This is a genomic window from Microbulbifer mixtoriginis (SeqCode), assembly GCF_052468275.1.
On sequence record NZ_CP174341.1, the window covers coordinates 2,257,206 to 2,282,542 of the forward strand.

At 53.4% G+C, this 25,337-nt stretch carries 29 protein-coding genes and 6 tRNA genes; 23 read left to right on the forward strand and 12 right to left on the reverse strand.

All coding sequences use genetic code 11. The annotated features are described in order from the left end of the window. The first annotated feature begins 179 nt into the window (after nucleotides 1–179). The 3 genes from djlA to ACJJIC_RS09900 all read left to right on the forward strand — a co-directional run bounded on the left by djlA (nucleotide 180) and on the right by ACJJIC_RS09900 (nucleotide 2,944). Nucleotides 180–962 carry a co-chaperone DjlA gene (djlA, locus tag ACJJIC_RS09890; RefSeq protein ID WP_252085261.1) on the forward strand — a complete coding sequence of 261 codons (783 nt, stop codon included), beginning with the start codon at nucleotides 180–182 and terminating at the stop codon, nucleotides 960–962. Between the two features lie 162 nt (nucleotides 963–1,124). Beyond that, on the forward strand, nucleotides 1,125–1,433 hold the full coding sequence (locus ACJJIC_RS09895; protein WP_444910078.1) for a BolA family protein: 309 nt from the start codon (nucleotides 1,125–1,127) through the stop codon (nucleotides 1,431–1,433). A gap of 611 nt (nucleotides 1,434–2,044) precedes the next feature. After that, a complete protein-coding gene (locus tag ACJJIC_RS09900; protein WP_444910077.1) occupies nucleotides 2,045–2,944 on the forward strand; it encodes an OmpW/AlkL family protein in 900 nt (299 codons plus the stop codon). 103 nt (nucleotides 2,945–3,047) lie between these two features. Here the strand turns inward: ACJJIC_RS09900 and ACJJIC_RS09905 are convergent, their stop codons facing one another. The 3 genes from ACJJIC_RS09905 to recQ form a co-directional block, all read right to left on the reverse strand. Continuing rightward, nucleotides 3,048–3,320, reverse strand: coding sequence for a hypothetical protein (locus ACJJIC_RS09905; RefSeq protein ID WP_445356838.1), 273 nt, complete (start codon nucleotides 3,318–3,320; stop codon nucleotides 3,048–3,050). 123 nt (nucleotides 3,321–3,443) lie between these two features. After that, nucleotides 3,444–4,955, reverse strand: a complete 1,512-nt coding sequence (locus tag ACJJIC_RS09910; RefSeq protein ID WP_444910075.1) for a CoA-acylating methylmalonate-semialdehyde dehydrogenase — start codon at nucleotides 4,953–4,955, stop codon at nucleotides 3,444–3,446. A gap of 161 nt (nucleotides 4,956–5,116) precedes the next feature. Further along, entirely contained in the window at nucleotides 5,117–6,922 is a 1,806-nt protein-coding gene (gene recQ / locus ACJJIC_RS09915; RefSeq protein WP_445356839.1) for a DNA helicase RecQ, read from the reverse strand. 163 nt (nucleotides 6,923–7,085) lie between these two features. Between recQ and ACJJIC_RS09920 the strand changes: the two genes are divergently transcribed. Next, complete coding sequence (locus ACJJIC_RS09920; RefSeq protein WP_444885514.1) at nucleotides 7,086–7,517, forward strand: hypothetical protein; 432 nt, start codon at nucleotides 7,086–7,088, stop codon at nucleotides 7,515–7,517. Between the two features lie 2 nt (nucleotides 7,518–7,519). Here ACJJIC_RS09920 and ACJJIC_RS09925 read toward each other — a convergent pair whose 3' ends face one another. Continuing rightward, entirely contained in the window at nucleotides 7,520–8,311 is a 792-nt protein-coding gene (locus tag ACJJIC_RS09925; RefSeq protein WP_445356840.1) for a glutaminyl-peptide cyclotransferase, read from the reverse strand. A 9-nt stretch (nucleotides 8,312–8,320) separates the two neighbouring features. Between ACJJIC_RS09925 and ACJJIC_RS09930 the strand changes: the two genes are divergently transcribed. Continuing rightward, nucleotides 8,321–8,953: a DUF502 domain-containing protein gene (locus ACJJIC_RS09930; RefSeq protein WP_444885512.1), complete on the forward strand. Its 633-nt coding sequence runs from the start codon at nucleotides 8,321–8,323 to the stop codon at nucleotides 8,951–8,953. 51 nt (nucleotides 8,954–9,004) lie between these two features. Here ACJJIC_RS09930 and mnmC read toward each other — a convergent pair whose 3' ends face one another. From mnmC to ACJJIC_RS09950, 4 genes are all read right to left on the reverse strand, one after another. Continuing rightward, nucleotides 9,005–10,984, reverse strand: coding sequence for a bifunctional tRNA (5-methylaminomethyl-2-thiouridine)(34)-methyltransferase MnmC2/FAD-dependent 5-carboxymethylaminomethyl-2-thiouridine(34) oxidoreductase MnmC1 (gene mnmC / locus ACJJIC_RS09935; RefSeq protein WP_445356841.1), 1,980 nt, complete (start codon nucleotides 10,982–10,984; stop codon nucleotides 9,005–9,007). A gap of 13 nt (nucleotides 10,985–10,997) precedes the next feature. Further along, entirely contained in the window at nucleotides 10,998–11,537 is a 540-nt protein-coding gene (fldB, locus tag ACJJIC_RS09940; protein WP_445356842.1) for a flavodoxin FldB, read from the reverse strand. 12 nt (nucleotides 11,538–11,549) lie between these two features. Further along, nucleotides 11,550–12,023, reverse strand: coding sequence for a tRNA (uridine(34)/cytosine(34)/5-carboxymethylaminomethyluridine(34)-2'-O)-methyltransferase TrmL (gene trmL / locus ACJJIC_RS09945; protein ID WP_252085272.1), 474 nt, complete (start codon nucleotides 12,021–12,023; stop codon nucleotides 11,550–11,552). Nucleotides 12,024–12,117: 94 nt separating this feature from the next. After that, a complete protein-coding gene (locus ACJJIC_RS09950; RefSeq protein ID WP_445356843.1) occupies nucleotides 12,118–12,648 on the reverse strand; it encodes a glycine cleavage system transcriptional repressor in 531 nt (176 codons plus the stop codon). 130 nt (nucleotides 12,649–12,778) lie between these two features. Between ACJJIC_RS09950 and ACJJIC_RS09955 the strand changes: the two genes are divergently transcribed. The 4 genes from ACJJIC_RS09955 (at nucleotide 12,779) to ACJJIC_RS09970 (ending at nucleotide 14,850) form a co-directional block, all read left to right on the forward strand. Beyond that, complete coding sequence (locus ACJJIC_RS09955) at nucleotides 12,779–13,078, forward strand: MTH1187 family thiamine-binding protein (RefSeq protein ID WP_445356844.1); 300 nt, start codon at nucleotides 12,779–12,781, stop codon at nucleotides 13,076–13,078. A 22-nt stretch (nucleotides 13,079–13,100) separates the two neighbouring features. After that, complete coding sequence (locus ACJJIC_RS09960; RefSeq protein ID WP_252085275.1) at nucleotides 13,101–13,913, forward strand: class I SAM-dependent methyltransferase; 813 nt, start codon at nucleotides 13,101–13,103, stop codon at nucleotides 13,911–13,913. An 81-nt stretch (nucleotides 13,914–13,994) separates the two neighbouring features. Then, nucleotides 13,995–14,219, forward strand: a complete 225-nt coding sequence (locus ACJJIC_RS09965; RefSeq protein WP_252085276.1) for a YheU family protein — start codon at nucleotides 13,995–13,997, stop codon at nucleotides 14,217–14,219. Next, on the forward strand, nucleotides 14,212–14,850 hold the full coding sequence (locus ACJJIC_RS09970) for an alpha/beta family hydrolase (RefSeq protein WP_444888535.1): 639 nt from the start codon (nucleotides 14,212–14,214) through the stop codon (nucleotides 14,848–14,850). Before ACJJIC_RS09965 ends, ACJJIC_RS09970 begins: the two co-directional genes overlap by 8 nt. On the opposite strand, the gene ACJJIC_RS09975 is transcribed toward ACJJIC_RS09970, so the two are convergent. After that, nucleotides 14,825–15,112 (reverse strand): antibiotic biosynthesis monooxygenase family protein, encoded by a 288-nt coding sequence (locus tag ACJJIC_RS09975; protein ID WP_252085278.1) that lies wholly within the window; start codon nucleotides 15,110–15,112, stop codon nucleotides 14,825–14,827. The genes ACJJIC_RS09970 and ACJJIC_RS09975 overlap by 26 nt on opposite strands. 77 nt (nucleotides 15,113–15,189) lie before the next feature. Here ACJJIC_RS09975 and tusA point away from each other — a divergent pair, with 77 nt between their 5' ends. Continuing rightward, nucleotides 15,190–15,456 carry a sulfurtransferase TusA gene (gene tusA / locus ACJJIC_RS09980; RefSeq protein WP_252085279.1) on the forward strand — a complete coding sequence of 89 codons (267 nt, stop codon included), beginning with the start codon at nucleotides 15,190–15,192 and terminating at the stop codon, nucleotides 15,454–15,456. An 89-nt stretch (nucleotides 15,457–15,545) separates the two neighbouring features. Here the strand turns inward: tusA and ACJJIC_RS09985 are convergent, their stop codons facing one another. Further along, entirely contained in the window at nucleotides 15,546–16,232 is a 687-nt protein-coding gene (locus ACJJIC_RS09985; protein ID WP_252085280.1) for a hypothetical protein, read from the reverse strand. Between the two features lie 292 nt (nucleotides 16,233–16,524). Here ACJJIC_RS09985 and ACJJIC_RS09990 point away from each other — a divergent pair, with 292 nt between their 5' ends. From ACJJIC_RS09990 to ACJJIC_RS10010, 5 genes are read left to right on the forward strand one after another with little or no spacing between them, the layout of a single operon-like run. Then, nucleotides 16,525–17,121 (forward strand): elongation factor P hydroxylase, encoded by a 597-nt coding sequence (locus ACJJIC_RS09990; RefSeq protein ID WP_444924627.1) that lies wholly within the window; start codon nucleotides 16,525–16,527, stop codon nucleotides 17,119–17,121. After that, on the forward strand, nucleotides 17,118–18,011 hold the full coding sequence (locus tag ACJJIC_RS09995; protein ID WP_445356845.1) for a 5'-3' exonuclease: 894 nt from the start codon (nucleotides 17,118–17,120) through the stop codon (nucleotides 18,009–18,011). The genes ACJJIC_RS09990 and ACJJIC_RS09995 overlap by 4 nt, the downstream gene beginning before the upstream one ends. Further along, the gene (locus tag ACJJIC_RS10000) at nucleotides 18,008–19,159 is read left to right on the forward strand and encodes a 4-phosphoerythronate dehydrogenase (RefSeq protein WP_444898627.1); all 1,152 of its coding nucleotides are present in this window, start codon (nucleotides 18,008–18,010) and stop codon (nucleotides 19,157–19,159) included. Before ACJJIC_RS09995 ends, ACJJIC_RS10000 begins: the two co-directional genes overlap by 4 nt. After that, nucleotides 19,150–20,313: an ATP-NAD kinase family protein gene (locus ACJJIC_RS10005; RefSeq protein WP_444898626.1), complete on the forward strand. Its 1,164-nt coding sequence runs from the start codon at nucleotides 19,150–19,152 to the stop codon at nucleotides 20,311–20,313. The genes ACJJIC_RS10000 and ACJJIC_RS10005 overlap by 10 nt, the downstream gene beginning before the upstream one ends. Further along, on the forward strand, nucleotides 20,314–21,252 hold the full coding sequence (locus tag ACJJIC_RS10010) for a class I SAM-dependent methyltransferase (protein WP_444904344.1): 939 nt from the start codon (nucleotides 20,314–20,316) through the stop codon (nucleotides 21,250–21,252). A gap of 36 nt (nucleotides 21,253–21,288) precedes the next feature. Here the strand turns inward: ACJJIC_RS10010 and ACJJIC_RS10015 are convergent, their stop codons facing one another. Together ACJJIC_RS10015 and ACJJIC_RS10020 are read right to left on the reverse strand one after the other, a co-directional pair. Next, the gene (locus tag ACJJIC_RS10015; RefSeq protein WP_444904345.1) at nucleotides 21,289–21,690 is read right to left on the reverse strand and encodes a hypothetical protein; all 402 of its coding nucleotides are present in this window, start codon (nucleotides 21,688–21,690) and stop codon (nucleotides 21,289–21,291) included. Further along, nucleotides 21,690–22,904 (reverse strand): pyridoxal phosphate-dependent aminotransferase, encoded by a 1,215-nt coding sequence (locus ACJJIC_RS10020; RefSeq protein WP_445356846.1) that lies wholly within the window; start codon nucleotides 22,902–22,904, stop codon nucleotides 21,690–21,692. Before ACJJIC_RS10020 ends, ACJJIC_RS10015 begins: the two co-directional genes overlap by 1 nt. Nucleotides 22,905–23,030: 126 nt before the next feature. On the opposite strand from ACJJIC_RS10020, the gene msrB reads away from it, so the two are divergent. The 8 genes from msrB to ACJJIC_RS10060 all read left to right on the forward strand — a co-directional run bounded on the left by msrB (nucleotide 23,031) and on the right by ACJJIC_RS10060 (nucleotide 25,149). Then, nucleotides 23,031–23,453, forward strand: a complete 423-nt coding sequence (gene msrB, locus ACJJIC_RS10025; RefSeq protein WP_444885496.1) for a peptide-methionine (R)-S-oxide reductase MsrB — start codon at nucleotides 23,031–23,033, stop codon at nucleotides 23,451–23,453. After that, complete coding sequence (locus ACJJIC_RS10030; protein ID WP_444898622.1) at nucleotides 23,450–24,226, forward strand: DUF1499 domain-containing protein; 777 nt, start codon at nucleotides 23,450–23,452, stop codon at nucleotides 24,224–24,226. Before msrB ends, ACJJIC_RS10030 begins: the two co-directional genes overlap by 4 nt. 161 nt (nucleotides 24,227–24,387) lie before the next feature. Continuing rightward, a tRNA-Glu gene (locus tag ACJJIC_RS10035) sits at nucleotides 24,388–24,463 on the forward strand. A 1-nt stretch (nucleotide 24,464) separates the two neighbouring features. Continuing rightward, nucleotides 24,465–24,540 (forward strand) — tRNA-Gly (locus ACJJIC_RS10040). A 118-nt stretch (nucleotides 24,541–24,658) separates the two neighbouring features. Continuing rightward, nucleotides 24,659–24,734: transfer RNA gene (locus ACJJIC_RS10045), tRNA-Glu, on the forward strand. A gap of 34 nt (nucleotides 24,735–24,768) precedes the next feature. Next, nucleotides 24,769–24,844, forward strand: a tRNA-Gly gene (locus ACJJIC_RS10050). Nucleotides 24,845–24,958: 114 nt separating this feature from the next. Beyond that, nucleotides 24,959–25,034: transfer RNA gene (locus ACJJIC_RS10055), tRNA-Glu, on the forward strand. Nucleotides 25,035–25,073: 39 nt separating this feature from the next. After that, nucleotides 25,074–25,149 (forward strand) — tRNA-Gly (locus ACJJIC_RS10060). Nucleotides 25,150–25,337 lie beyond the last annotated feature (188 nt).

Consider the following 25,337-nt stretch of genomic DNA (forward strand, 5'->3'; position numbering starts at 1 on the left):
GACTGTTAGGCAACTAAATGTACCTGGCAGTGATCGAAGTGACGGCTTAATGTGAGGCTCATTTGACCTTCTGGTCACGCCTATCCGTTGACGCTCTCTTACACGTGGTAAGATAGGCCGGATATAAATGTTTGATTTAGATGACAGTGGAGCGCTATTCGGCGCTCAGAGGAGAGAATATGTCCTGGTTAGGGGCGGGTATCGGTGCCGGATTTGGTTTTATGTTTGGGGGCCCTATTGGTGCGGCCTTGGGTGCCTGGATAGGTAGCTCCTTTGGTTCTGGCCTCAAACGCCTGGGTAATGCCGCAGCGGTTCTAAATAGGGAAGGGGCCCAGAAAGTTTTTATCGTTACCCTGTTTTCCATGCTGGCGAAGATGGCTAAGGCGGATGGCCAAGTATCCAAAGCAGAAGTTCAGCTGATTGAGGATTTTATTCAGAATAATCTTCGTCTGGGCGCTGAGGATCGCAAGCATGCCATCAAGATTTTTGAGAATGCGAAAACGGATAAGTACAGCATTTACGATTACGCCAAACAGTATCGGATGTTGGTGCAGAATCAGGCGATGCGGGAAATGGTTTATCGCCTTCTATTTGCAGTGGCGTATGCCGATGGTGAATTACATGCTTCTGAAGAGGTAATTCTCAGGAAAATTACCGCGGATCTTGGTTTACATGAATCGCTTTTTGATGCCATGCAAAATCAATTTGGGCATGGGAGGGGAGGCAGTGCTTCCGATCTTCAGCAGCATTACGCAGTGCTTGGTTGCACTGAGGAAACTAGCGATAAGGATTTAAAGCTGGCCTATCGCCGCAAGGCTGCTGAGTATCACCCTGATAAGATCGCTTCCAAGGGGCTTCCAGAGGAGTTTATGCGTCACGCTGAAGATCAGATGAAGAGTATCACCGTTGCGTATGAGGCGATTGTTGATGCACGAAAGAGTAAGGCAAAAGTTGTCAGTTAATCTTGACGTGACATTAGCGTATTAGAGCTTGCCAAGCAGCTGGATAATCTGTTGGTAATTTAGCGGTTTGCTCTGGCTAGATATTACATAGGTTGATTGTTTAAGCTCAATTTTTGAATCTAAAACCCTGCATTATTATCTGGAACACTGCGAAGAGAGTTTATGAGTCTTGCAAAGCAAATTGAAGAAAAGTTAACTGCCAATTTCCATCCCCAATTTATTGAGGTTCAATGCGAAAGTCATTTACATAATGTCCCGGCAGGATCTGAAATGCACTTTCGCGTGGTGCTTGTGAGTGAGGTTTTTGATTCCGTTCGAAAAGTCCAGCGTCATCAAAAGGTTTATGCGACGCTTGCGAGTGAAATGGCTGGCCCGATCCACGCCCTTGCTCTTCATACTTATGCGCCGGATGAGTGGGATGGTGATGCTCCACAAAGCCCTGAATGCCAGGGTGGCAGCAAGAAAGGGTAAGTAGCAGCAGAGTTTAGCTAGCAAACTATAGAGTTTTTTTGCGAATTTAACCTGCTATTTCTTGCAGGTTTTAGTGACGCTCCTTCCTCAGAAGTACACTATGGGTTGGGGCGTTTGAGATCAAAAAGTTGGCTGGAGTTCCACTGGATTGAATAGCCTGAATCACTTTCACCAGTAAAGTCACAATTTCCCTGTGTATCTGTTTGTTGTTTCTTATTTACCTTTTACCGGCTAATTAACCTCTGTGTGCGTCCAGTTGGATTTTACTTCTCCCGAAATATCATAACTTACGCTTTCCGGCGTCTTTGTCTTTTTCTTTGAGTGAGAATATTTCAGCTCCTGTTCAAAATAGGTTGTGGAATTTGAAGCAGTGGATGTTGTCCAAATTTGCAGTGCAGTAATAATGGGTGTCGTTGGTTTTCTTTTGGAAGCAATACCAATATGTAAATTTCAACGACAAAAGATATTTTGTGTGCCATAAAAACGTAGAATTATATTTGAGCGCCAACATTTGTTTGTTTTTTCTACATCTGTGATTTCGTGCGACTAGACTGACCATTGATTGGGCTGATTGCTGTTTGATCTGCTGAATATCAATGGAGTTACCACAAATGAAGATGACGCGTATTCTGATCCCCGTTATGACGCCCCTCGCCTTAGCAATCTCTAGTGTCGCTTCGGCAGGACCTGCTGGCTATGCCCCACCACCCCCTCCTCCTACCCAGGAGTTTAAGATACGGATTGGCGGTTCATACTGGTCACCAAACTCAGACAATGTAACCTTTGCTGATCGGTGGCTTGATTTTTATGATGATGATGACGATGACTATCATCGTTTCCGTGATTGGGGTGCCTTCCGAACCAATCTTGATCCAGATGGCGAGTGGGGTTGGTTTATTAATGCTGAATGGAAGCCTACCGATCACTGGAGTGTTTCACTGAGTTTCCAGCAAGGCGATCGCCATACTGGTGGTAGTCGTGACCCCTGGCTTTATCGTTTTTGGCATGATGACTGGGATGACGATATATTATTTGATCGTCGTCGTCGCGGTGATTTTGCTCGTTGGAAGCCCCAAACGACTGCTGCATATCTGAATTGGTATCCACTGGATCCCAGCTGTTTGGTGCAACCTTATATGGGCATCGGTATTAACTATACCGACTTTAGTGATGAGCGCCTAAGACACTGGGGCTTCTGGCATCGTGATGATGACAATAATCTGGTTTTCCGTGACTGGGATGGCCGTGTGAATTTTGGCGATAGCTGGGGTTATACATGGCAAATTGGTGTTGATTTCACCTTTGGTCACGATAGTAGCTGGCTGATCAATCTGGCGGCTATTTACTATGATGTGACTACCGATGTTGAAGTTGATACCTTCTATCGCAACTTCCGTGATGATGATGATGACTTCGGTCGCTTTTGGGAGCACAGATTCGGTGGCGACTACGAGTTTGATCCCTGGGTGTTCCAAATCGGTGTAGGCTATAAGTTTGATTTCAACTGGTAATCACTCTTATCCTTTGAAAAGGGGCGCGTTGCGCCCTTTTTTAATGGTTTTATAAATATTTGGAGGGTGAAGTTGAGGTTATTCTGAGTTGTGTTTAGCGACTTTAACCTAACCTTCTTCCGTACCTGCTGCATTTATTTTTTCTAAATTTGTCTCGGTATTTTCGAATTTTTCCTTTCCATTCATCCATTTTTTTACCTGATCCGCCCTTTTTCCTTTTTTCCTGGTAGTGCTCAATTTTATTGCTCCAGCTTTGGCACTGTTTCAGCGTCGCACTCTGGGCTAGAGTTATAGAAGATGTAGAGAGCGTAAGCAAGAAAAAAGGTAAGGCTGAAAATACTTTTATTTTTGTTTTTTTATGGGTTCTTTGAAACATATCTATCTCCTAAGATTGCTGGGCTTATGTTATTGCCGATACATCAAGGGAGGCTTGATTGTTTAGGTGGGGAAGGAGTGCTTAAACGGTTAAAGGGCGGGTATCCGCCCTTAACTTTAATAATTAGCCATTGCTAGGGAAACTGTATTGTGCACCCTCTCTCACCCCACTTGCCGGCCAGCGCTGGGTGATGGTCTTACGCTTGGTATAGAACCTTACAGAATCAGGTCCATAAGCGTGAAGGTCTCCAAATAAGGAGCGCTTCCAGCCGCCGAAGCTGTGGTGTGCAACAGGTACTGGTAAAGGCACATTGATGCCGACCATGCCTACTTTAATGTTGTCACTAAAGTAACGGGCTGCTTCCCCATCCCGAGTAAATAAACAAGTACCGTTACCGTACTCGTGAGCATCAATAATATTCATCGCTTCCTGCATGGTATCTACACGCATTACGCAGAGGACGGGACCAAAAATTTCACTGTGGTGTATCGCCATCTCCTCGGTAACACGATCAAATAGGCAGGCTCCCAGATAATTGCCACTTTCGTAGCCTGGAACCTTCATATTGCGGCCATCTACTACCAGCTCCGCGCCTTCTTCGATACCGGCACTGATTAAGCCTTCCACCTTGTTTAGGTGTGCTTGGGTAACCAAAGGTCCCATATCGTTTTGGTTGTTCATGCCATCGCCAATCTTTAGTTGGGCAATTTGCTCTTTAAGCTTTGCTACTAAAGTATTGGCTGTATCGTCGCCTACTGCGACGGCTACGGAAATTGCCATACAGCGCTCGCCACAGGAGCCATAGGCTGCGCCCATTAACGCAGCTACCGCATTGTCCAGGTCAGCATCCGGCATTATGATGGCGTGATTTTTTGCGCCACCGAAGGCCTGAACTCTTTTGCCGTGGGCAGTCCCCGTGGTGTAGACATATTCCGCAATAGGGGTTGAGCCAACAAAACTGACCGCTTGAATACGCTTGTCTGTCAGCAGTGTATCTACTGCCTCTTTGTCGCCGTTGACGATATTTAAAACCCCAGCTGGGATGCCAGCTTCGATACCCAGCTCGGCAATAAATAAGGCGCAAGAGGGGGTGCGTTCAGAAGGCTTTAAGATAAAGGTATTGCCGCAGGCAATCGCCATTGGCCACATCCATAGAGGCACCATGGCGGGAAAGTTAAATGGGGTGATTCCCGCACAGACGCCCAGAGGCTGGAATTCACTCCAGGAGTCAATAGCCGGGCCTACATTCTTACTATGCTCCCCTTTGAGCATCTCTGGGGCAGAGCAGACATATTCAATGTTCTCGATGCCCCGCTGCAGTTCACCCATGGCATCATTAAGTACTTTGCCGTGCTCCAGAGTGATCAGCTCGCAGATCTTCTCCGCATTTTCTTCCAGCAGGTCGCGCAAGCGGTACATGATGCGTACGCGCTTTGCTGTGGGTAGGTTGCGCCAGGCGGGGTAGGCAGCTTCTGCGGCAGAGATAGCCTCTTCAACGGTAGCTTTGCTGGCCAGCGCTACCTTGCCGATTATTTCATTAGTTGAGGGATTGGTTAGGTCTTGTAGGCGAGGGTGCTGGGCTGAATCGTCGCTGGCAGATGGCTTGCCATTAATCAGGTGACCAATAACTTTCATGGTTTCCTCTCGTTGGGGATTTATACGTTATTTTTTACCTCTTTGTGCCTTTGTAACACAGGTAACCCCAGGTAGGAAAATTCATCAGTTGTTGCAGCCCGAAATAGAATGGACCTCTTGTACCACTTTAATTTCTTACTAATTTAATGAGTTTTTGGTCCTTAATCATGTTTGGGGAAGCCCCTAAGTACGGCGAGAAAAGCATCGCCGAAACGTTCCAATTTGCTATCGCCAACACCGGAGACGGCCAGGAGTTCACTGTGGGTTTGCGGGTGTGCTTTAACCATTCCGCGCAAGGTGGCATCGTGAAAGACGACATAAGGCGGCACCCCGCGCTCTTCGGCCAGTTGTTTACGGCAGCTGCGAAGTGCTAGCCAGAGGGGCTCCTCTTCTGGCTCTAGATCTTCCAGAACTGCCGTATTTCGGGTTTGCGCGCGAGGGACTTTCTTGGGGAGTTTGCGCAGTTGCAGTTTTTCCTCTCCGCGTAGTAATGGGCGGCAGTTTTCTGTGAGTTTGAGCCCCTGGAATTCACCTTCAACTTCCAAATAGCCTCTTACAATCAATTGGCGCACCACAGCCTTCCACTCACTGCCGCTGAAATCCTTGCCAATACCGTGGGTAGTGAGCTGGTCGTGGTTGAACTTGCGAACCTTTTCATTATCTGAGCCCCGCAGTACGTCAATGACATGACTGGCACCAAAGCGTTGTCCTGTGCGGTAAACGCAGGAAATCAACTTGATAGCGGCTTCGCTGCCATCCCAGGTAGCGGGTGGTTCCAGGCAGATATCACAGTTGCCACAGGGTTGCTCGAGAGTTTCAGCAAAATAATGCAATAGTGCCTGACGTCTGCAGCTGGTCATTTCGCATAGCCCTAGCATGGCATTGAGGCGTGTGCGTTCATGGCGTTTGTGCTCTTCACTACCTTCGGAAGATTCCACCATTTGTCCGAGTTTGACTACATCTTCCAGGCCATAGAGCAGTAATGCTATAGAGGCTTCTCCATCGCGTCCCGCTCGCCCGGTTTCCTGATAGTAGGCCTCGACGCTTTTGGGCAGGTCTAGATGCACAACGAAGCGCACATCCGGCTTGTCGATACCCATACCGAAAGCAATGGTTGCGACTACGATTACCCCTTCCTCGCGTAAAAAGCGACGCTGATGTTCTGCGCGGGTTTCCGCCGGCAGGCCCGCATGATAAGGCAGGGCGGTATAGCCCTGCTGGCTGAGCCATTCGGCAGTATTTTCCACTTTGGCGCGGGACAAGCAGTACACGACGCCTGCTTGGCCTTCCTGTCTATTTTTTAGAAATTGCAGGAGCTGCCGTCGCTGGTTGTCCTTGGGCTCGATCCGGTATTGGATATTCGGCCGGTCGAAACTGCTCACAAAGTGCCGGGCGCTTTCCAAATCGAGGCGCAGGGCAATCTCCGCGCGGGTGCGTTTGTCCGCCGTAGCAGTCAGCGCTATGCGCGGTACTCTGGGAAACTGCTCGTGTAAACAGCTGAGTTGCAGGTAATCAGCGCGGAAGTCATGGCCCCATTGGGAGACACAGTGAGCCTCATCAATGGCAAACAATGAGAGTTCTACTCTCTGGAGAAGAGCCAAGGTTCTGGGTTGTAGCAGGCGCTCCGGGGCTAAATAGAGCAAGTCGAGTTCGCCGTAGAGCAACTGGCTCTCAATGGCCTGGGCCTCGTCATAGGAGATGGAGGAGTTGAGGTAGGCGGCTCGAATACCGGCTTCCTGCAGGGCTTCCACCTGATCCTGCATCAGGGCGATTAATGGAGAGATCACCACGCCGCAGCCGGGCCTGGCCAAGGCAGGAATCTGGTAGCACAGAGATTTGCCGCCTCCGGTGGGCATAAGTACCAGGGCGTCATCGCCGGCCATTAGTGTATTGATTACCGTTTCCTGAGGATCGCGGAAGTGGGTATAGCCGAAGACGTGTTCGAGAATATTTTGTGGGGAATTCATGGCGGCGGAGTATACCCCGCGTAGCGACTTTGTGCGGTGGGTTTTAGGATGGGGTTGCCTTGAAATACCGTGCAATGGCAGCTTAGGAGTTGTGACTGAATTCACGGGTTATAATCACATCTCACCCCGCATCTCATCACAGCGATCGCCTAAGGATAGGTCTATGCGCACATTGATCGTGCTTTTTGTGTTGTGGTTGACAGTTCTGGCCGGGCTTTCTGGCTGTTCCTCTAGTGCTCCGCGTAGTTTTGCGCAATCTGTTGTAGCGGATACTCATCTGGGCTGGCGGCCAGCACCGGAGAATCAGTTAGTTTTCTCCCTGGCGACAGTTTCCGGTGTCGCGCAGGTCGAGCTGCAGCCGTTACCGGAGCAATTTACTCTGGTAACTTTGGAGCTCCCCGGGATGCGCAATGTGGAGGGGATTCAATGGCAGGGTGAAGAGGGGGAATCCACCATGCTTTACGATGGGCAAGCCGGGCTTGATGGCGTCAGCTTGCAGAGTCGCGATCATGGCTTTCGGCTGCAGTTGCAGCTCTCCTCTATGGACTACTTGCGCAATGGTGGTGTGCTGACGGTGATAGACCGCAGGCGCTAACTTTATTGGACTGTGCTTTTTCTAAACCCCAGCCCTTCAGGCCGGATTAGGTAGAGTTGTTTCCAAAATTTTCCTGTTACCCAGAGCCCATTTCGCTTCTTATCCCAGGCGATCCCATTGGCAACCGTGTCAGGGTGTTTACGGACATCGGGATTTAACCGATTCAGGTCAACAGCACCGCGCACTTCTCCGCTTATGGGGTCTATGGCGATGATGCGGCTGTCTTGCCAGATATTGGCCCAGATCAGGCCCTCGGCGAATTCCAGCTCATTCAGATTCGACCAGACCTCCCCGGCGCCATGCACTTTGACCTGGCGCTTGACTTCAAAAGTATCTGGATCGCGGTAGGTCAGTTTATTACTACCGTTACTCATAATCAGGGACTCACCGTCACTGGTAAGGCCCCAACCCTCTCCGCTGTATTGCTTAACCTCCAAATGTTGTAGGTTGCTGGCATTGTAAATATGCAGCTCACCGGCTTTATAAGTCAGTAGGTAGAGCTTTTCGCCCAGAACAGTAAGACCTTCGGCAAATAGTCTGCCCGGCAACCACTTTCGCCTTACAGGTTTTTCACTGGGGTCGGTATACTCGGCAAGCCAGGAACGACGGTAAAGGCCACTGCTTTCCCACCAGCGCTGGCCATCGAAATAAAGCCCCTGGGTGAAATGATTCCCACCACGTTGACGCTCCTCCAGAATGGAGAAGGGGGTTGCCTTTAATTGTGCTTGTGCTGCTATTGGCAGCAGGCAGGACAAGAGCAGCAGTATGAAGCTGCGGATAGTAAGTCGGTACATCAATTATCTATGACCAGAGTAAAAACCTTTGTCACCTTGACCCTTTTGGGGGGGTTGGCGGTAGTGCTGCCCATCGCAATCTTAGTACTTTTATTCCAGTGGCTGTTTGGCCAGGTCAGTGAAATTGTCGCCCCCGCCGTTACTTGGCTGGAAGCCCATACGGAGTTTAAGGATACCCTCGCCAGACTTGTGGTGATAGCACTGATTCTTGGGGGCTGTTTCTTGATTGGTCTATTGGTAAAGACCAGCATTGGTAACTGGCTACATCGCCATGTTGACCACTGGCTCGGTCGCCTGGCACCTGGGTATAGCACTATTAAAGACTTGGTTGTGCAATTTATTGGCGGTGGTGGTGAGGGGGTACTTTCCGGGCCTGTGGCTCGGGTGCGCATCCACGGTGCAGATAATCCGCTTGCGGTAACGGCGATTGTGACTTCTCAGCATGCCAATGGTGAGATGACGGTTTACGTGCCAACGGCTCCAGTACCCACTTCGGGTTTTGTTTTCCATGTGCCGGCGGAGTGTGTGGAAATACTGCCCGGTGTTAGCGTTGAGGCTGCCATGAAAACCATCGTGGCCTGTGGCGCCGGTAGTGCTAGTCTGTTGGCCCCACCGGGGAGGCCTCAGGCAGAGAAAGCTTAGGGAGGGGGCGTTTAAAAGCTTTGCGATAAGAGGAGCCTAAGCCCCACTCGACTAGCGATTTTTACCCAGGTTGCGGATGGCAAAGCGCGCTGGATGCAGGGCTTTCGCCAGATCTGCGCTAACAGGTAGAGGCCCGCCCATAATCCAGCTGGAGAGTACTTCGGCGGTTAGCGGTGCGTAGGTAAAACCGCGGGAGCCCAGGCCGCCCATTACATAGAGTCCCGCCTGATAATCTGAGTGCTCGGGGATGAATAATTTTCGGTTTTTACGCAAACTTGCGTAGGTGTTGTCCATGGATTCCCAGTCGGGAATTGGTCCGGCAACTGGTAAATAATCCGGTGTAGCGGCGCGCAGTGCGGCGCGGCCATTGAAATCCTGGCTGGAGAATTCCTCGGCAAAGTGTGGCAGCAGTTCTGCCAGTGTTTGAAGGTTCTCCTTGTGTTCACTTTCCCGTAACTCTGTGGCGGTTTCCTTGAGCTTGAAGGTGGCCCCGAAACTCTGGCGCCCCTCGTGGGCCGGAGTGATATAGCCTTCACCACAGAGGGCAATTTTTAACTTTGCGGAGACCTCAGTGGCGTGCACGCGCGATACCTGACCGCGTATTGGTCGCAGGGGTAGAGCTGCAGTCGGTGCAAAGCTGCGGATATCATTGGCCCCACAGAGAATGACCGCTTCAGTTTCTATTTCTTTGTCTTCGATACGCAGGAACCACTTGCCATATTGGCGAGTCAGTGTTTCCACTTCTGTGCCCTGGTATCGGGAGATATTTTGGTGCTCCAGTAGCGCAGCACATACCTTTTGGGGTTCCAGCCAGCCTGCATTGGGGAAGTAGAGCCCGTCAAAAGGAAGATCTACGCCGGCGAGCTGACAGGCCTCCTCACGAGTAACTATTCTGGCCAGGTTTTGCCCTTGTTGTTCTGCCAGGCTAGCGGCGATCTGTTCCTGTAGCAGCTTTTCCCTATCACTCTGAGCCAGTTGCAAGAGGCCGTTAAAATGTGCGAGCCGTGGGCAGTGCTGTTTGTAAAAGCGCTGGGCGAACATCAGGGCATGCAGGTTGAAGTCTCCATTGGGGCCCGGTTTGGGGGAGAGCTTGCCGTAGAGTATGCCCTGGTCGTTGCCGGAGCCGCCGCTGCCGGGGGCAGGTCCGCGCTCAATAATTTGTACCTGCACGCCGCGCTCTGCTAGTGTCCTGGCAATGGTGGCGCCGGAAATACCGCCGCCGATCACTGTGGCAGATTGTGGATGCTGTGCTTCGGTGCTGGGTAGGTGCCAGGGGGTGCTTTGCTGCTGGCAGCCGTGTAACTGCTCCAGGGTGCCGCACAGCATTTCCCGCTTGCTGCCAAATCCCGCTACTTTGCGCAGGGCGAAGCCCGCCTCTCGCAGTCCACGCTTAACCAGCCCTGCGCAGGTAAAGGTGGCGAAGGTAGCACCGGGGCAGCTCAGGTGGGACATATTGGTGAACAGCTCTTCTGTCCACATGTCCGGGTTTTTGGCCGGCGCAAAACCATCCAGAAACCAGGCATCGACGTACCGATCGCGGTTCTCTTTTCCTAAGCGCAGGCTTTCTAAAGCCTGGCTGGCCTCCCCAATAATCAGGGTCAGTTTTACTGGACCGAACTGCAGGCGGTGAACACCTTCGGCCAATAATGGCGGGTAGGCTTCAATCAGTAGCTGGGAGTAGGCCTGCAGTTGTGGCCACAGTGCCAGGGCACGCTGCAAATCCTGGGGGTGCAGGGGGAATTTCTCCACACTAACAAAGTGCAGCTGTGCACTTTTTGGAGCGGTTTTCTGCCATAGCTCCCAGGCGGCGAGAAAGTTTAAGCCGGTGCCAAAGCCGGTTTCGCCGATAGTAAAAGTGGCATTCTCGGGCAGGGTCGCCCAGCGTTTCGCCAGGGCATTTTGTTGCAGGAAGACGTAGCGAGTTTCCTCCAGACCGGAAGCTGTGGAGAAATAGATATCGTCATAGGCGAGGGACAGGGGTTGACCGTCTTCGCGCCATTGGATGTCCGCGTGTTTGCCGGATTTGCTCACTTCACTACTATCCTCAGGCTCCGTCCTTAAGGCCGAATTCATGCATTACCTGGTCACACCAGCGGCCAATACGCTCTTCACTGAGATCAAATTCATTCTCTTCATCGAGGGCGAGGCCAACAAATTGGCTGCCATCTTCGGTCAGTCCTTTGGATTCCTCAAATTCATAGCCCTCGGCAGGCCAGTAACCTACGGCGCGGGCGCCGCAGGCGAGCAGTTGGGAATGCAAATAGCCCAGGGCATCCTGGAACCACTGTGGATAGCCTTCCTGGTCCCCGAGCCCAAACAGAGCAAAAGTCTTACCGCTCAGATGGAGCTCGGCCAGGTCGTCCCAGATATTCTCCCAGTCTTCCTGCAGTTCACCGTAATCCCAGGTGGGAATGCCAAATAGTAGGAAATCGTAGCTTTCGGCCAGGGCAATATCCGCTTCGGCTACGTTGTGTAGGTCGATCCACTGGGGGCCAATGTATTGGCGGATTTTTTCTGCAGCCATTTCGGTGTAGCAGGTGCTGGAACCGTAAAACAGGCCTATTGGAGCTTGGGAGCTTGGCATAACAAAAAATTCTTACTGCTGGTCTATGGCGCCGTTGAAGTCGAGCTGTCGCCAGGCTTCATAGATCACAATGGCGGCGGCGTTGGACAGGTTGATACTGCGGCTCTCTGCGCGCATAGGAATGCGCAGGGTGTTCTCTGGACCCACCATTTGTAGAAACTCCGCCGGCAGGCCGCGAGTTTCGGGGCCAAACACAATCGCATCGCCGTCTTGGTATTCCACCGAGGTATGGCTGTGGCTGCCTTTAGTGGAAAGGGCCAACACCCGCGAAGGTTTCTCACTATCGACAAAAGCCTGCCAGTCTGGGTGTCGAACCACGCGGCTGTATTCACTGTAATCAAGCCCGGCGCGGCGCAGGCGTTTGTCGTCCATATCGAAGCCAAGGGGTTCGATTAGGTGTAGCTCGGCGCCAGTATTGGCGCAAAGTCGAATAATATTGCCTGTGTTCGGGGCAATTTCCGGTTGGAATAGAACAATTTTGAACATTACTTGGCGGATGCCCTGGAGCGGTACTATCTAGCTTGAATGATTTGAGCCGGGCGGTGGGCCCGGCTCCGCATGGCAGCGGATTATTCCACAATTAGAGGGGAGTGGCGATCTCCTCGCAGTCGATCTCCACCCCCAGCTCATTGGCGATCTGGTCGAGTTCGTCGCGCAGGCCATCGAGATCCATATCTTCATCCACATTGATCTTGCACTCGGCAGTAAACAGAGGCTCGCCACTCCACGGAGTACTACTGTAAGTAGTTTCCAACTGATCCATATTGATATGGTGGGCGCTGAGTGCGCGGGATATTTCCCGCACAATACCGGGGCGGTCGTTGCCTACCAGCTTCAATGTCAGTGTCTGTTGAGGCTTAGTGGAAACGGCGATCGCGTCTTCAACGATCAGGTTATAGCCATCCTGGGCGAGGCTAGTGAGAGCGACTTTTAAGCTTTGGGTTTTGTCACCGGGAACAGCAACGCGCAATATACCGGCAAATTTTCCGGCAAAATGGGCCATATGGCTGTCTTCCCAGTTGCCACCGTTATCCGCAATGACTGCAGAAAGCTTTTCCACAACACCGGGCTTATCGTTGCAGATCATGGAGATAACGAGATGCTGTTGCATATAGTGTTCCTTTGCTTCAGTGGAGACGTATCAATTGCATTGTAATAGGATCTCGTCGGATAACTCTATCGTCCAATCTCAAAGCCATTTTTCTTTTCCCGGCAACAGGTAACTTAGCGAGGGACTGTCAATGAAGGTCATTGCCGATTTGTGCGTGATACCCATGGGTGTGGGGGTGTCTGTCAGTAGGTATGTTGCGGAGTGTGAAAAAGTACTGGTGGAAGCCGGACTGACACACCATCTACATGCCTATGGCACCAACATAGAAGGGGACTGGGATACGGTGATGTCTGCGGTAAAAACCTGCCATGAGCGAGTACACGCAATGGGCGCCGATCGGATCACTACCAGTCTGAAATTGGGAACCCGTATAGACCGGGAACAGTCATTACAGGATAAGATCGACAGTGTGCGATCGAAGCTGGATTAACGATAACAACACAGGAACGATTATGACGATCAATATCAAGAAATCTCTGCTCGCTATGGCTGGCGCTCTGGCCCTGGCTGGTGGCGCCCAGGCTGCCGACTTGAATTCTGTCATTCAGGGGGATCACCGCAGCAAAGAGTACGTTGCGCGAGACCAGTACCGTAACCCGGCAGAAACCCTGGAATTTTTGGGCATTAAGCCAGATATGACGGTAGTGGAGGTTACTCCTGGCGGCGGCTGGTACACCGAAATCCTAGGGCCCTACCTGGGCAAGAAGGGCAAGCTCTATGCAGCGCACTTCCCCGAGGATAGCGAGTCTTCTTACTATCAACGTTCTTTGAAAAGCTTTAAAGACAAGCTAGCTGCCGACAAGAAGGCCTATAAGAATGTCGTAGTGACCGAGTTTTCACCGCAAACCGGCCGTGAGATAGCGCCAGCAGGCAGTGCCGATGCGGTGGTGACTTTCCGCAACGTACACAACTGGATGTACCGCGGTTATGAAGATAAGGCTTTTGCCAGCTTTTACAGCGCTCTGAAACCCGGCGGTGTACTCGGTGTGGTTGAGCATCGCGCCAAGCCTGGTACCAGTAAAGAGGATATGGTCAAGAGCGGTTATGTGACTCAGGAGTATGTTATCGAAGCAGCCAAGAAGGCTGGTTTTGAGTTGGAAGAGAGCAGTGAGGTCAACGCCAACCCGAAAGATAGCGCCAAGCACCCGAAAGGTGTCTGGACTTTGCCACCCTCTCTCCGCTTGGGCGATGAGGACAAAGACAAGTACCTGGCCATCGGCGAGAGTGACCGCATGACTCTACGTTTCCGCAAGCCAAAATCCTAAGTTTTAACAACCATTTACCAATACAGGTAAACACCGGGAGCGGCGTTCGTCGCTCCCATCTCACCCGGATATGAAAGTTGTATGATCATTCCCTTTGCGCAGTTGGATCCCAACACTTTGCAGAACCTATTGGAAGAGTATGCTACCCGTGAGGGCACCGAGTATGGTGAGCGCGAGGTGGAACTACCGGAGAAGGTGGCTAGCCTGCGCCGTCAGTTGCAGTCCGGTGACGTGGTAATTTGGTTCGATCCCGGAGAGGAGACAGTCAATCTGGTGCTGGCCGAGGATCTGCCTACCGATGTCTGAATACCTCATTGATGTGCCCCAAGCACCTCAAGCGCGCTTTCTGTTTGCCCATGGTGCCGGTGCGCCCATGGACAGTGAATTTATGCAGACGTTGGCCACTGGGTTGTGTGAGCAGGGTATCGAAGTGGTGCGTTTCGAGTTTCCCTATATGGCCCAGCGCCGCAGCGGAGGTGGCAAGCGGCCGCCTAACACTATGTCGCAGTTACAGGAGAACTTTAACGCCCAGATTGAGCAGTTTGCCGGTGATTTACCCCTGTTTATTGGGGGCAAGTCGATGGGAGGGCGGGTAGCGAGCCTCCTGGCCAATGACAGCTATGCGCAGGGGGTGGTTGCCGGACTTATCTGCCTGGGGTATCCATTTCACCCCCAGGGCAAGCCGGAGAAGCTCCGCACTGAGCACCTGCTAGATTTTGCCTGCCCCACTTTGATTGTGCAGGGAGATCGCGATCCACTTGGCAGCCTTGCAGAGGTGAATACTTATGGATTGGCAGAGGCTATTGAGATTGAGTGGCTGGCCGATGGTGACCACGATTTTAAGCCCCGTCGCGCGAGTGGATTTACCCAAGCCCAACACTGGCAGATTGCGGTGGATAAAGTGGCGGGGTTTATGCAGCGGTTTCCAGGATCGTGACGCGTTCTTCCCCCACTAGCAGTGGGGCCAGCTGGGCCATTTGGGCGCGTCGCTCCTCGCTGGTGTACCAGTGTTGCCAATGCAGTTCTGACTGCCATTTAGACAGGGTAAAGCGGCGCAATGGATTGCCCTTTTCGATATAGGTTTGTCCCTCGATAAAACCGACGGTGCGGTAGGCACAGGTAAGGACTCTTCGTGCGGCCTCCTCGTAGCTGCTCTGCATCTCGGCGGCAATTTCCCGCTCAATCAATACATAGATCATCATCTCCCCACAATGCGATAGGGCCTAAATGGATTTTAGCGCGGCTGTCAGCGGAAGAGTCGGCAGCCAGTTTCTAGATGACGAAGTGCGCTAAATTGCGCACAATAAATACTATGAAGTTTGATCACACCCTCGATGCCCGCGGCCTGTTGTGCCCGGAACCCGTAATGATGCTGCACTCAGCGGTGAGAAATGTTGCCGATGGGGAAGTATTGAAAATGATGGCCACCGATCCCTCGACGCAGCGGGATGTGCCCAAGTTCTGCCAGTTTCTCGGCTATGAGCTGGTGCAGCACGCAGAGGAGAACGACGAGTTCGTGTATTGGATCAAGAAAGCGGAATAGTTGGTCAGATAGCGCCCCGGTCCCGCTTCGACGGCACCGGGGGCACACTCCCGAATAAGTTTTGTACTGACTCTATGGCCTGTTAACTCTTATGGCGCCGTTACTAGAGCGGCGATCGCGGCTAGTGCCTCAGGGTCCTCAGATTTGATCTTGTTGGCGATATGATGTTGGAAGAAGTAGCGAAAGCCTTCACTCTCCTGTGCTGGGTATAGACAGTGATCTCCCGGTAGTACCGGAGTGGTCTCAACGACATCGTGATCGATCAGCATACCGTGAATAACGCCGTCGGCGTGCAGCCTCCAGCTGATGACCTCGATCAGTGTCAGGTTCTCCCTGTCCTTATCCATAAACACCGCATGGGTGCCGATGGTATCGGGAATCTCCTGCAGAACTTCCTCGGGTTTGCTGCTCTCAAACTCAAAGTATTCCGCCGCAGTCTCCAACTCGACGACTTTGTGGATTGGGGGATGGTGGAAGATGTCTTCAATACCGGGATCGTAGTAGCCTTCGAAGCGTCCGTCCAAAGGGTCCTTGATATCTGGACAGGCCACTATGGTGTTTAACCAGGGAACGAGGCCAACGACCTCGCCATTCGCTTTAAGCCCCCAGCAGAGTATTTTTAAGCTGTATAGGTCTGTACCGCTGGAGTTGTTGGAGTAGAGCATTTCCAAGCCGTCTAGCTCCGGCGAAAGGCGAATAAAGCGCCTGTCCGCAGAAGTTTCGATCGGCTCGCCGGTGAAGAGGTCAACCACATTGTTGATGCTGTGGTCTGTCATGGAACACCTCCTGGCAGGGCCGGTTATATACCGTCTCCGATCAGATCAAGGTGCGACTGCCAAGGCCCTATCTCTGAAAGAAGACCGGGGCAGGAGGGTATTTGACTGCATTAGACCCCTCCTCGGGGAATACGCTGAAAAGGCAGGTGTTCAGCGGCCTCCCTGTGAGTAAAGGTATATGTTGATTTCCGGAAATACAACCGGCCCGCTAACGCCTGCAGAAACGGCGCGGCTTTGATCGAGGCGCTCCCGTTGATATAGTCCCCGCCTTTGCGGTATCCCGGAGAATATCTTGCCCGTCACTCACTTAGAAATGGCTCCAGTTTCTAATACTCCCCTAGCAGCCAGATCCACTGCCGAGCGTATTGTGGCGGTCTTCAATCGCTGTTTTTCCAGTCCAAAAGGGCTAAATACCCGACTTTGCGGCGGTTTTTCCGAACCTTACTATCGGCCCGCCGGGGGCCAGCAGGGCCATCATCAGGTCGAGTTCACTCTCGACTATGCGGCCAGCGCACTGCACGAGGTGGCCCATTGGTGTGTGGCCGGTGAGGCCCGCCGGCAGTTGCCCGACTATGGCTATTGGTATGCTCCAGATGGGCGCAGTGCCGAGCAACAAGCAGAATTCGAGTTGGTGGAGGTCAAACCCCAGGCGCTGGAATGGATTTTCGCCCGTGCCTGTGGCCTCCGTTTCCGTGTCAGTGCGGACAACTTGGAGAGTGGCCTTGGTCCCAGCACCAGTTTCAAAGAGGCTATTTGGCGCCAGGTTCAGCGCTATTGTGCGGAGGGGCCCAATGAGCGGGCGCGCACTTTCGCTCTTGCGCTCGCAGGGGCGTTTACTCAGCCAGATCCATTGAGCGGCGATGACTATCAGCTGCGGGAGCTGTCGTGAGCAGTTTTCTGGTCGACTCTTCTGTCTATATCTTTCGCTATTACTTCGCTTTGCCACCCAACTGGCAGAGTCGCAGTGGTTACGACACAGAAGCGGTCTACGGCTTCACCAACTTCCTGCTGGATCTTTTGGCGAGAAATCCACGTCATATCGCCTGCGCTTTCGATGAATCTCTCGGCAGTTGCTTCCGCAACACGCTTTACCCGGACTATAAATGCAGTCGCGCATTGCCAGATGAAGCCCTGGCCTTTCAGTTGGCGGCCTGCCGGGAGATGGCGGAAGCCCTGGGTATCGCCAGTTTCTCCAGTGAGCGTTATGAGGCGGACGATATTCTCGCCAGCTTGACGCGAAAACTGCGCAATCATGCCCCAATCATTGTGAGTCGGGATAAAGATTTGGGGCAGTTACTGGCTCGTGGAGCCTCCAGTCTTTGGGATTTTGCCGCAAACCAGCATATGGACAGCGTGGCCATTGAGCAGAAGTTTGGGGTAAAACCCGCGCAGATTGCCGACTACCTGGCGCTGGTGGGGGATAGCAGTGACGATATTCCCGGAGTACCCGGCATTGGTGCCAAGACTGCGGCGCGATTACTGGGCGAGTTTGATGATGTCGAAGCGCTGTTGGCACAGCAAGAGAGAGTGACAACACTGCCCATTCGGGGTGCGAAAGGGCTCGCCCAGCGGCTGGAGGAATACTCCGACCAGCTGCGCTTGGCAAAACGCCTGGCAAGCCTGGTGGAGGATATCCCCCTTGGCATTAAGGTGAGTGATTTGCGTCCGCAACCTGTGGATGTTGAATTGGCCACGGCTCTGGCCAAGGAGTTCGGGATCGGCGGGCTGGCAGGAAAAATAGAGCGCACACTGGTGAGCGCTGAAGGAGAATCTACATGAGTGAAAGCCACGCACAGGGCGTTGGCCTCAAGATTGTTGCCGATGAGAATATACCGGCACTGGAGCAATATTTTGGCGATCTGGGTAAGCTGGTACGCTATCCGGGCCGCACACTGACGCGCGAGCAATTGATTGATGCCGATATCCTACTGGTGCGCTCCGTCACACGAGTGAATCAGAGCCTGCTGGAAGGCACGCCGGTACGTTTCGTGGGTAGCTGTACCATCGGCACCGATCATCTGGATACCGATTGGATGGAGCGCAATGGTATTTACTGGAGCGCCGCGCCGGGCTGCAATGCCAACTCCGTGGTTGAATATGTATTTTGTACTTTGGCCGCCCTAGACGTGGACTGGCGCGGGCGCAGCTTTGGCATTGTCGGTTGTGGCAATGTGGGAGGGCTGCTGCAGAAGCGCTTGCATGCCCTGGGTGCGAGCTGTGCTGTCTACGACCCCTGGCTGCCAGATAACCCCGACTTTGCCCCCCTTGAGCAAGTACTGAGTCAGGACATTGTGTGCCTGCACGCCCCCCTGGTTAAAGATGGGCCCTTCCCCAGTTTGCATATGATCGGTGCTGAGCATTTGGCACAGATTCGCGACGGCGCTGTTTTGATTAGTGCCGGTCGCGGTGCGGTGGTGGACAATCGCGCGTTATTACAGGTGTTACAGCGGGCAAAGCGTTTTAAGACGGTACTGGATGTCTGGGAGGGGGAGCCGGGAATCAACACTGAGCTGTTGGAGTTGGTGGACCTGGGTAGCCCGCATATTGCCGGCTATAGCCTGGATGGCAAGCTCACAGGCACCCGCATAATTCGTGAGGCGCTCTCCAATGCGCTGGATCTGGCCCAGCCAGAAAACACTGGCGTCACCTGCGATACGCAAGCTGAAGTCTCTAGAAGGCAACTTGAGCCGGTGATTAGTGGGGCGGCGCCAATAGCGAATTTGTTATTGCAAATGTATGACCCACGCGAAGATGATGCGCGCCTGCGCGAAGCTGCTCGAGGGATAGAACCTATGGCCAAGGCTTTCGACCGCCTGCGCCGTGAATATCCCGAGCGTTTGGAGTTTTCCCATTACCGCGCCGCAGCGCAGGCCCTGGGTAAAAAAGAGAGAGAAGAGTTGGCAGTACTGGGGCTCATGTGCGATTAGAAAAACAAGTTAAGAAACTGGGTTTGATTATCAATCCTTGGGCCGGTGTTGGCGGCCCAGCGGGGCTTAAGGGCAGCGATGGAGCTGAGACAGTGGCGCAGGCCCTGACGGCTGGTATTGAGCCGCAATCCCACAAGCGTGCCGCGATTGCCCTGGAGGCCTTGCTACCGTTTCGGCAGCAGCTGGAGTTTTTGTGTTTTGCCGGTGATATGGGGGCGGATACGGCTAGTGCACTGGGCTTTGCCGTGCGTGAGGTGGGTGCAGCCGAGTCCACCCCGTCAACCCCCGAGGACACCGAGAGAGCGGCAATGGCGATCCGCGACGCCGGTGCCGACCTGATCGTCTTTATTGGCGGTGACGGCACTGCGCGCAATATGACCAACGTCCTGGGTGATCACTTTCCAGTACTGGGTATTCCCGCCGGTGTCAAAATGCACTCCGCTTGTTTCGCGATTTCCCCCAAGGCCGGTGGAGAAGTTTTGCGTAAATTACTGGCCGGTGAGCTGGTGGATTTGTGTGAGCGCGAGGTGCGTGATATCGATGAAAATAGCTTCCGCCAGGGGCGGGTGAGCACTCGCCACTACGGCGAGCTGCTGGTGCCCCAGGAGGGCCACTTCCTGCAGGCAGTAAAGAACGCCGGGCGCGAGGTGGAAGAGCTGGCTGTGGCGGATATCGCCGCGGAGATTGTCGAGGAACTAGAGCCGGATACCTTGTATATCGTCGGTCCCGGTTCAACTACCTTAGCTGTCTTGAGTGAATTGGGGTGTGACGGCACCCTGCTGGGGGTGGATCTGCTCTGTGATGGCGCCCTCTTGCAAAAAGATGTGAGCGCGCCGCAGATTGAGGCAGCGATTGCCGCACACAAGAGTGTGAAAAAAAATGGTCAGGTAAAAATTATTCTCACTGCCATCGGAGGCCAGGGCCATCTGATCGGCCGCGGTAACCAGCAATTCTCCCCCAGAGTCCTAAGCCAAGTGGGTCGTGAAAACCTGGTGGTTGTCGCCACCAAAACCAAAATAACCGAACTCGGCGGGCGCCCCCTGTTAGTGGATAGTGGTGACCCCGAACTGGATCGGCAGTGGAGCGGCTTTATCCGTGTGGTAACCGGCTACCGCGATGCGATCCTCTACCCCCTAAGCAATGGAGAAGTCTGAGTGTCTACCGATTGGCAAGTGTTGCTGCAGCAAGTAGAGCCCAAGTTAGTTCAGGGCGGCGGTGACAGCCGGCGTTTGTTTCACGGGCGTGGTCGCTGTTTTACAGGCCTGGAGCAGGTTTGTGTCGATAGTTTTTCCCCTGCATTACTGGTTACTTTTTTTGAGGAGTACGAGGGGGAAGGGGAGTTGTGCGAGAAGCTCTGGCAGATGGCCGAATCATACGGTTATCAGGGGGTGGCCGCGCAGCGTCGCTATCTCCCCGGTGCACCATTGGAGTGGTTGTGTGGCGAATCGGTTGCCGCACCAGTGGCGCAGCGCAACGGTCTGCAGTTTCCACTGACCTTTGATCGCCAGAATGTTGGCTTCTTTCTGGATATCGAACCCGGTCGTGCCTGGCTTGAAGCGCAGGTGCGGGAGCGCTCGGAGCGCGCATCGGTGAAGATGCTGAATTTGTTCGCGTTTACCTGTGCTTTTTCTGCTGTGGCTCGAGCCGCTGGGGATATTGAGATCGTCAATGTGGATGTGAACCGGGGCGTTTTGAATCGCGGCCGAGAAAACCACGAGGTGAATGGCCTGTCCCTGCGGGGCATTCAATTTTTACAATTCGATGCGCTGCGCCAGTTCAAGCGCTTCGATCGCCGGGGGCCCTTTGATCTCGCTATCGTAGACCCACCCACACGCCAGAAAGGCCGCTTCGATGTGAGTCACAACTACGAAAAACTGCTGCAACAACTGCCTGCCTGCCTCGCGGATGAGGCAGACCTGCTGATGGTGATCAACTCCCCGCGCCACAGCGAAGCGCACTTTCGCGAGTTGATACTCGGTGCCGATAGCGGCTATGAAGTGGTAGAGCGGCTAGCGCAAAACCCGGATTTCCCCGATCGGGACCCGGATGCCGCCCTAAAAATGCTGCACGTTAAATATCGTCGTCAGAGTTAGCGATACTAAATAGCGGTGATGCCCAAACCACTCTATTTACAGTGCGGCAAACTCCCGCATTAGGCGCTCCACCAGCGCCTGTAACTTTGCAGAGGAACCATCGCGCACGGCGCTGTTGAGCAGCTGTGCGTTACTCTGGCCAGAATTTTCTTCCTTGTTGATCAACAGCAGAAATCCCCGGTGGCTCAGTACCACTTCCTCCGCAGCTTCCTGGCGCACCAGCTGGGAGAAGTGAATGTAACCGCTCTGTTTTAACCAGCTGAGGGCACCCAGACAGGCCAGGTGCCGTGGTGAGTGCAGGCCGAATTCGTCGGGGGTGTCTGCCCCGGCAATGTCCTCTATGTAAATGGTGGAGGGCAGGGGGAACTGGCCAAACAGTGCCAGCAGAATTCTGCCGGCATCACGATAAAAGTCGTGGATATGTAAATCGTCCAACATCAGCGGGTATATCGCTCCAAAAAGTAACCCAACCGCTCAATTGCGTGGGAAAGGTCGTCGGCGCGGGGCAGAAAGACAATACGCAGGTGATCGGGCGCGTCCCAATGGAAAGCGCTGCCCTGTACCAACAGGATTTTTTCCTGGCGCAGGAATTCCAATACCAGCTGTTCATCACTATCGATTTTGTGGTGGTCCAGGTGCAGCCTGGGGAACAGGTAGATGGCACCACTAGGTTTGACACAGCTGACACCGGGAATGTCGTTGAGCATGCGGTAGGCCAGATCGCGTTGCTGGCGCAAGCGGCCGCCGGGCAGTATCAAGTCGTTAATACTCTGATAGCCCCCCAGTGCGGTTTGCACGGCATACATGGCCGGTACATTGCCGCACAGGCGCATAGAGGCGAGTATTTCCATCCCTTCAATAAAGCCTCTGGCGCGATGCTTGATTCCACTGATGATCATCCACCCGGAGCGGAAGCCGGCCAAGCGGTACGATTTGGACAAGCCATTGAAGCTCAGGCAGAGCACATCCGGGGCCAGTTTGGCCATGGGGGTGAACTCGGCGTCGTCATAGAGGATCTTGCTATAGATTTCATCGGCAAAAATCACCAGATTGTGGCTGCGCGCCACCTCTACAATCTCTTCCAGCAAAGCCTTGGGATAAATAGCCCCGGTGGGGTTGTTGGGGTTGATCACGACAATGCCGCGGGTGCGAGGCGTGATTTTTTCTTTTATGTCCTCAATATCGGGCAGCCAGCCGGATTCCTCGTCACAGCGGTAGAGTACCGGGTTGGCACCAGCGAGATTGGTAGCGGCCATCCACAGGGGGTAGTTGGGCATGGGCAGCAGCAGCTCATCGCCATTGTTGAGCAGTGCCTGGGTGGCCATGGAGATTAACTCGGAGACACCGTTGCCCAGATAGATGTCATCAATTTCAACTCCCTGGATACCCAGGGTCTGGCACTCCTGCATAATAGCTTTGCGCGCGGCGAATAGTCCCTTGGACTCCACATAGCCCTGGGCCTGGGAGAGATTGTGGATGACGTCCTGGATGATTTCATCGGGGGCGTTAAAGCCGAAGGGGGCGGGGTTGCCGATATTCAGCTTGAGGATACGGTGGCCTTCCTCCTCCATGCGATGGGCTTGCTCCATCACCGGGCCGCGAATCTCATAGCAGACGCCGTGCAGTTTTTCAGATTTATGGATGTCCTTCATGTTGGTGCGGCAGCCCTGTAGCTTGGCAGGAGCAGCCTCAGCCGCGAGCGAGCTGCGCGATAGGCGGGATGTCCACTGGCGGCGGTTACCGCTCCTGCGAGAACGATTAAAACGGAACGAGACAGTATGGCAAAAGCAAAAGACGATAACTACTGGCGAGATCAGCTGACAGATGAGGAGTTTGAGGTCTGTCGCAAAGGGGGGACAGAAGCGCCATTTAGCGGGGAATATTGGGATGTTTTTGACAAAGGTCTCTACCGCTGCCGCTGTTGTGGCGAGGTTTTGTTTGATGCGGGAGCAAAATTCCAGAGCTACTGTGGCTGGCCCAGCTTCGATGAGGAATTTAGCGTGGGGATTATTCGAGAGCTAGCCGATAATAGTTTTGGTATGGAACGTATCGAGATTCGCTGCAGTCAATGCGACAGTCATCTAGGGCATGTGTTCGATGATGGGCCTACTGAAACCGGCCTGCGCTATTGCGTTAATTCCTTGTCGGTGAGGCTGGATCAGGAGTTCAACGAAGAAGACGGCGAAGAGGAGGGCAAGTGAGGAGAGTACACTGGAGTCGCTGGCTACTCAGGGTGCAGTGGGGGCTACTCGGGATTATTGTGCTCGCAGGCTTGGCACTGCGGTTCGGATTGCTGCGCTTCGAATTGGTCTTCATGATATTTACCTACGCGGGTGGGGCGGCACTGACTGTCGCACTGGTGAGTTTATTGGTGTTTGTCTGGGGGTCGCGCAATCACAGGCCCCAGGCGCGCAGCAATGCCCTCTGGGCTGCGTTGCTGGGACTGCTGCCAGTAGCTGTGCCCCTCATTACGGTGGGCAAAGATAATTTCAATGCGCCAAAAATCCACGATATCACTACCGATACCCGCAACCCCCCGGCATACCAAGCAGTCCTCGACTTGCGTAAGCCTTGGGACAATAGTGCCGCATACGGCGGCGAGCCTGTGGCGAGCCAGCAGCGTGAAACCGATATCTATTCCGACATCTATCCACTGCATGTCCATATGTCTGTAGCCCGCACCACTGAGCTGGCGGCGGAGGTTGCCAAGAAGCTGGGCTGGAAGATTGTGTCTTACGAACCGGAGAAGGGGCATTTCGAGGCAACCGACCGAACCCTGTTGTTAGGCTTTACCGACGACATAGTGGTGCGAGTACGGCCGGAAGATGATGGTGGCTCGCGGGTGGACGTGCGTTCCAGTTCCCGTGTGGGAGTCAGTGACCTAGGGGCCAACGCAAAGCGTATCCGTGAGTTTATTGAGGAGCTGCACCTGCGTGTACTCAGCGAGCAGTACGGAGAGCCCTCTGACGCCTAAATTATCTTCCCGCAACCGGCAGTGTTAGGTAAGTATCTGACAATAAAAGAAAAAAAATTCAATTCGGGTGTTGACAGTATCCCGAACGGTACATAGAATGCGCCCCACTTCTGACGCAGAGCTACACTTTAAAACGCAGCGAAACGACAGAAGGTTTCTGGGTCCCCATCGTCTAGAGGCCTAGGACACCGCCCTTTCACGGCGGTAACAGGGGTTCGACTCCCCTTGGGGATGCCACGCGGGAATAGCTCAGTTGGTAGAGCGCAACCTTGCCAAGGTTGAGGTCGCCGGTTCGAACCCGGTTTCCCGCTCCAAGTTTCCGCTTTGCGAGATGATCTCTAGTCAGCTCACAAAGCACGCCACCGAGAAATCAGTGGCATTGCCATGGGCAGCATGGCAGCACCGGACCATAAGGTCGAAGTGCAAGTTTCTGTCCCCATCGTCTAGAGGCCTAGGACACCGCCCTTTCACGGCGGTAACAGGGGTTCGACTCCCCTTGGGGATGCCAATACGACCCGGTAGCAATGCTACCGGGTCAAATTGCGGGAATAGCTCAGTTGGTAGAGCGCAACCTTGCCAAGGTTGAGGTCGCCGGTTCGAACCCGGTTTCCCGCTCCAATTTTATTTTTGGATGGATCTTTGGCCCCATTCAAAAGTAAAGTCACCGCGAGGTGGCAAAGCCATGGACAGCGTGGCAGCACGGGACCGAAGAGGTTGTAGTGCAAAGTTTCTGTCCCCATCGTCTAGAGGCCTAGGACACCGCCCTTTCACGGCGGTAACAGGGGTTCGACTCCCCTTGGGGATGCCAATACGGCCCGGCAGCAATGCTGCCGGGCCAACACAAAACGCGGGAATAGCTCAGTTGGTAGAGCGCAACCTTGCCAAGGTTGAGGTCGCCGGTTCGAACCCGGTTTCCCGCTCCAAAATAAAAAAGCCGCTCAATCGAGCGGCTTTTTTATTTTCCGATATATTGCTTCTAAGTTTATTACTTGCACTGGTATTGCCGGAGTGCGACTGTGCGCCTGGAATTCCGCCTCCGCGGCTTTGGGCTTCCCTGTGTTTCCGCCGGTTGAAATTATTCGGGCAAGCACGTTGAATGGCGCCTTCAGCA

Bases quoted from the DNA above. Each gene is read 5' to 3' on its own strand.
- ACJJIC_RS09925 (WP_445356840.1), bottom strand. From the start codon at position 8,311: ATGTACCGACTTACTATCCGCAGCTTCATACTGCTGCTCTTGTCCTGC.
- ACJJIC_RS10015 (WP_444904345.1), bottom strand. From the start codon at position 21,690: ATGTTGGACGATTTACATATCCACGACTTTTATCGTGATGCCGGCAGA.
- tusA (WP_252085279.1), top strand. From the start codon at position 15,190: ATGACGAAGTGCGCTAAATTGCGCACAATAAATACTATGAAGTTTGAT.
- ACJJIC_RS09965 (WP_252085276.1), top strand. From the start codon at position 13,995: ATGATCATTCCCTTTGCGCAGTTGGATCCCAACACTTTGCAGAACCTA.
- recQ (WP_445356839.1), bottom strand. From the start codon at position 6,922: ATGAATTCCCCACAAAATATTCTCGAACACGTCTTCGGCTATACCCAC.
- ACJJIC_RS09920 (WP_444885514.1), top strand. From the start codon at position 7,086: ATGCGCACATTGATCGTGCTTTTTGTGTTGTGGTTGACAGTTCTGGCC.
- msrB (WP_444885496.1), top strand. From the start codon at position 23,031: ATGGCAAAAGCAAAAGACGATAACTACTGGCGAGATCAGCTGACAGAT.
- trmL (WP_252085272.1), bottom strand. From the start codon at position 12,023: ATGTTCAAAATTGTTCTATTCCAACCGGAAATTGCCCCGAACACAGGC.
- ACJJIC_RS09955 (WP_445356844.1), top strand. From the start codon at position 12,779: ATGAAGGTCATTGCCGATTTGTGCGTGATACCCATGGGTGTGGGGGTG.
- ACJJIC_RS09900 (WP_444910077.1), top strand. From the start codon at position 2,045: ATGAAGATGACGCGTATTCTGATCCCCGTTATGACGCCCCTCGCCTTA.
- ACJJIC_RS09975 (WP_252085278.1), bottom strand. From the start codon at position 15,112: ATGATCTATGTATTGATTGAGCGGGAAATTGCCGCCGAGATGCAGAGC.
- ACJJIC_RS09910 (WP_444910075.1), bottom strand. From the start codon at position 4,955: ATGAAAGTTATTGGTCACCTGATTAATGGCAAGCCATCTGCCAGCGAC.
- djlA (WP_252085261.1), top strand. From the start codon at position 180: ATGTCCTGGTTAGGGGCGGGTATCGGTGCCGGATTTGGTTTTATGTTT.
- ACJJIC_RS09895 (WP_444910078.1), top strand. From the start codon at position 1,125: ATGAGTCTTGCAAAGCAAATTGAAGAAAAGTTAACTGCCAATTTCCAT.
- ACJJIC_RS09905 (WP_445356838.1), bottom strand. From the start codon at position 3,320: ATGTTTCAAAGAACCCATAAAAAAACAAAAATAAAAGTATTTTCAGCC.
- fldB (WP_445356842.1), bottom strand. From the start codon at position 11,537: ATGCCAAGCTCCCAAGCTCCAATAGGCCTGTTTTACGGTTCCAGCACC.
- ACJJIC_RS10020 (WP_445356846.1), bottom strand. From the start codon at position 22,904: ATGAAGGACATCCATAAATCTGAAAAACTGCACGGCGTCTGCTATGAG.
- ACJJIC_RS09970 (WP_444888535.1), top strand. From the start codon at position 14,212: ATGTCTGAATACCTCATTGATGTGCCCCAAGCACCTCAAGCGCGCTTT.
- ACJJIC_RS10000 (WP_444898627.1), top strand. From the start codon at position 18,008: ATGAGTGAAAGCCACGCACAGGGCGTTGGCCTCAAGATTGTTGCCGAT.
- ACJJIC_RS09960 (WP_252085275.1), top strand. From the start codon at position 13,101: ATGACGATCAATATCAAGAAATCTCTGCTCGCTATGGCTGGCGCTCTG.
- ACJJIC_RS09950 (WP_445356843.1), bottom strand. From the start codon at position 12,648: ATGCAACAGCATCTCGTTATCTCCATGATCTGCAACGATAAGCCCGGT.
- ACJJIC_RS09985 (WP_252085280.1), bottom strand. From the start codon at position 16,232: ATGACAGACCACAGCATCAACAATGTGGTTGACCTCTTCACCGGCGAG.
- ACJJIC_RS09930 (WP_444885512.1), top strand. From the start codon at position 8,321: ATGACCAGAGTAAAAACCTTTGTCACCTTGACCCTTTTGGGGGGGTTG.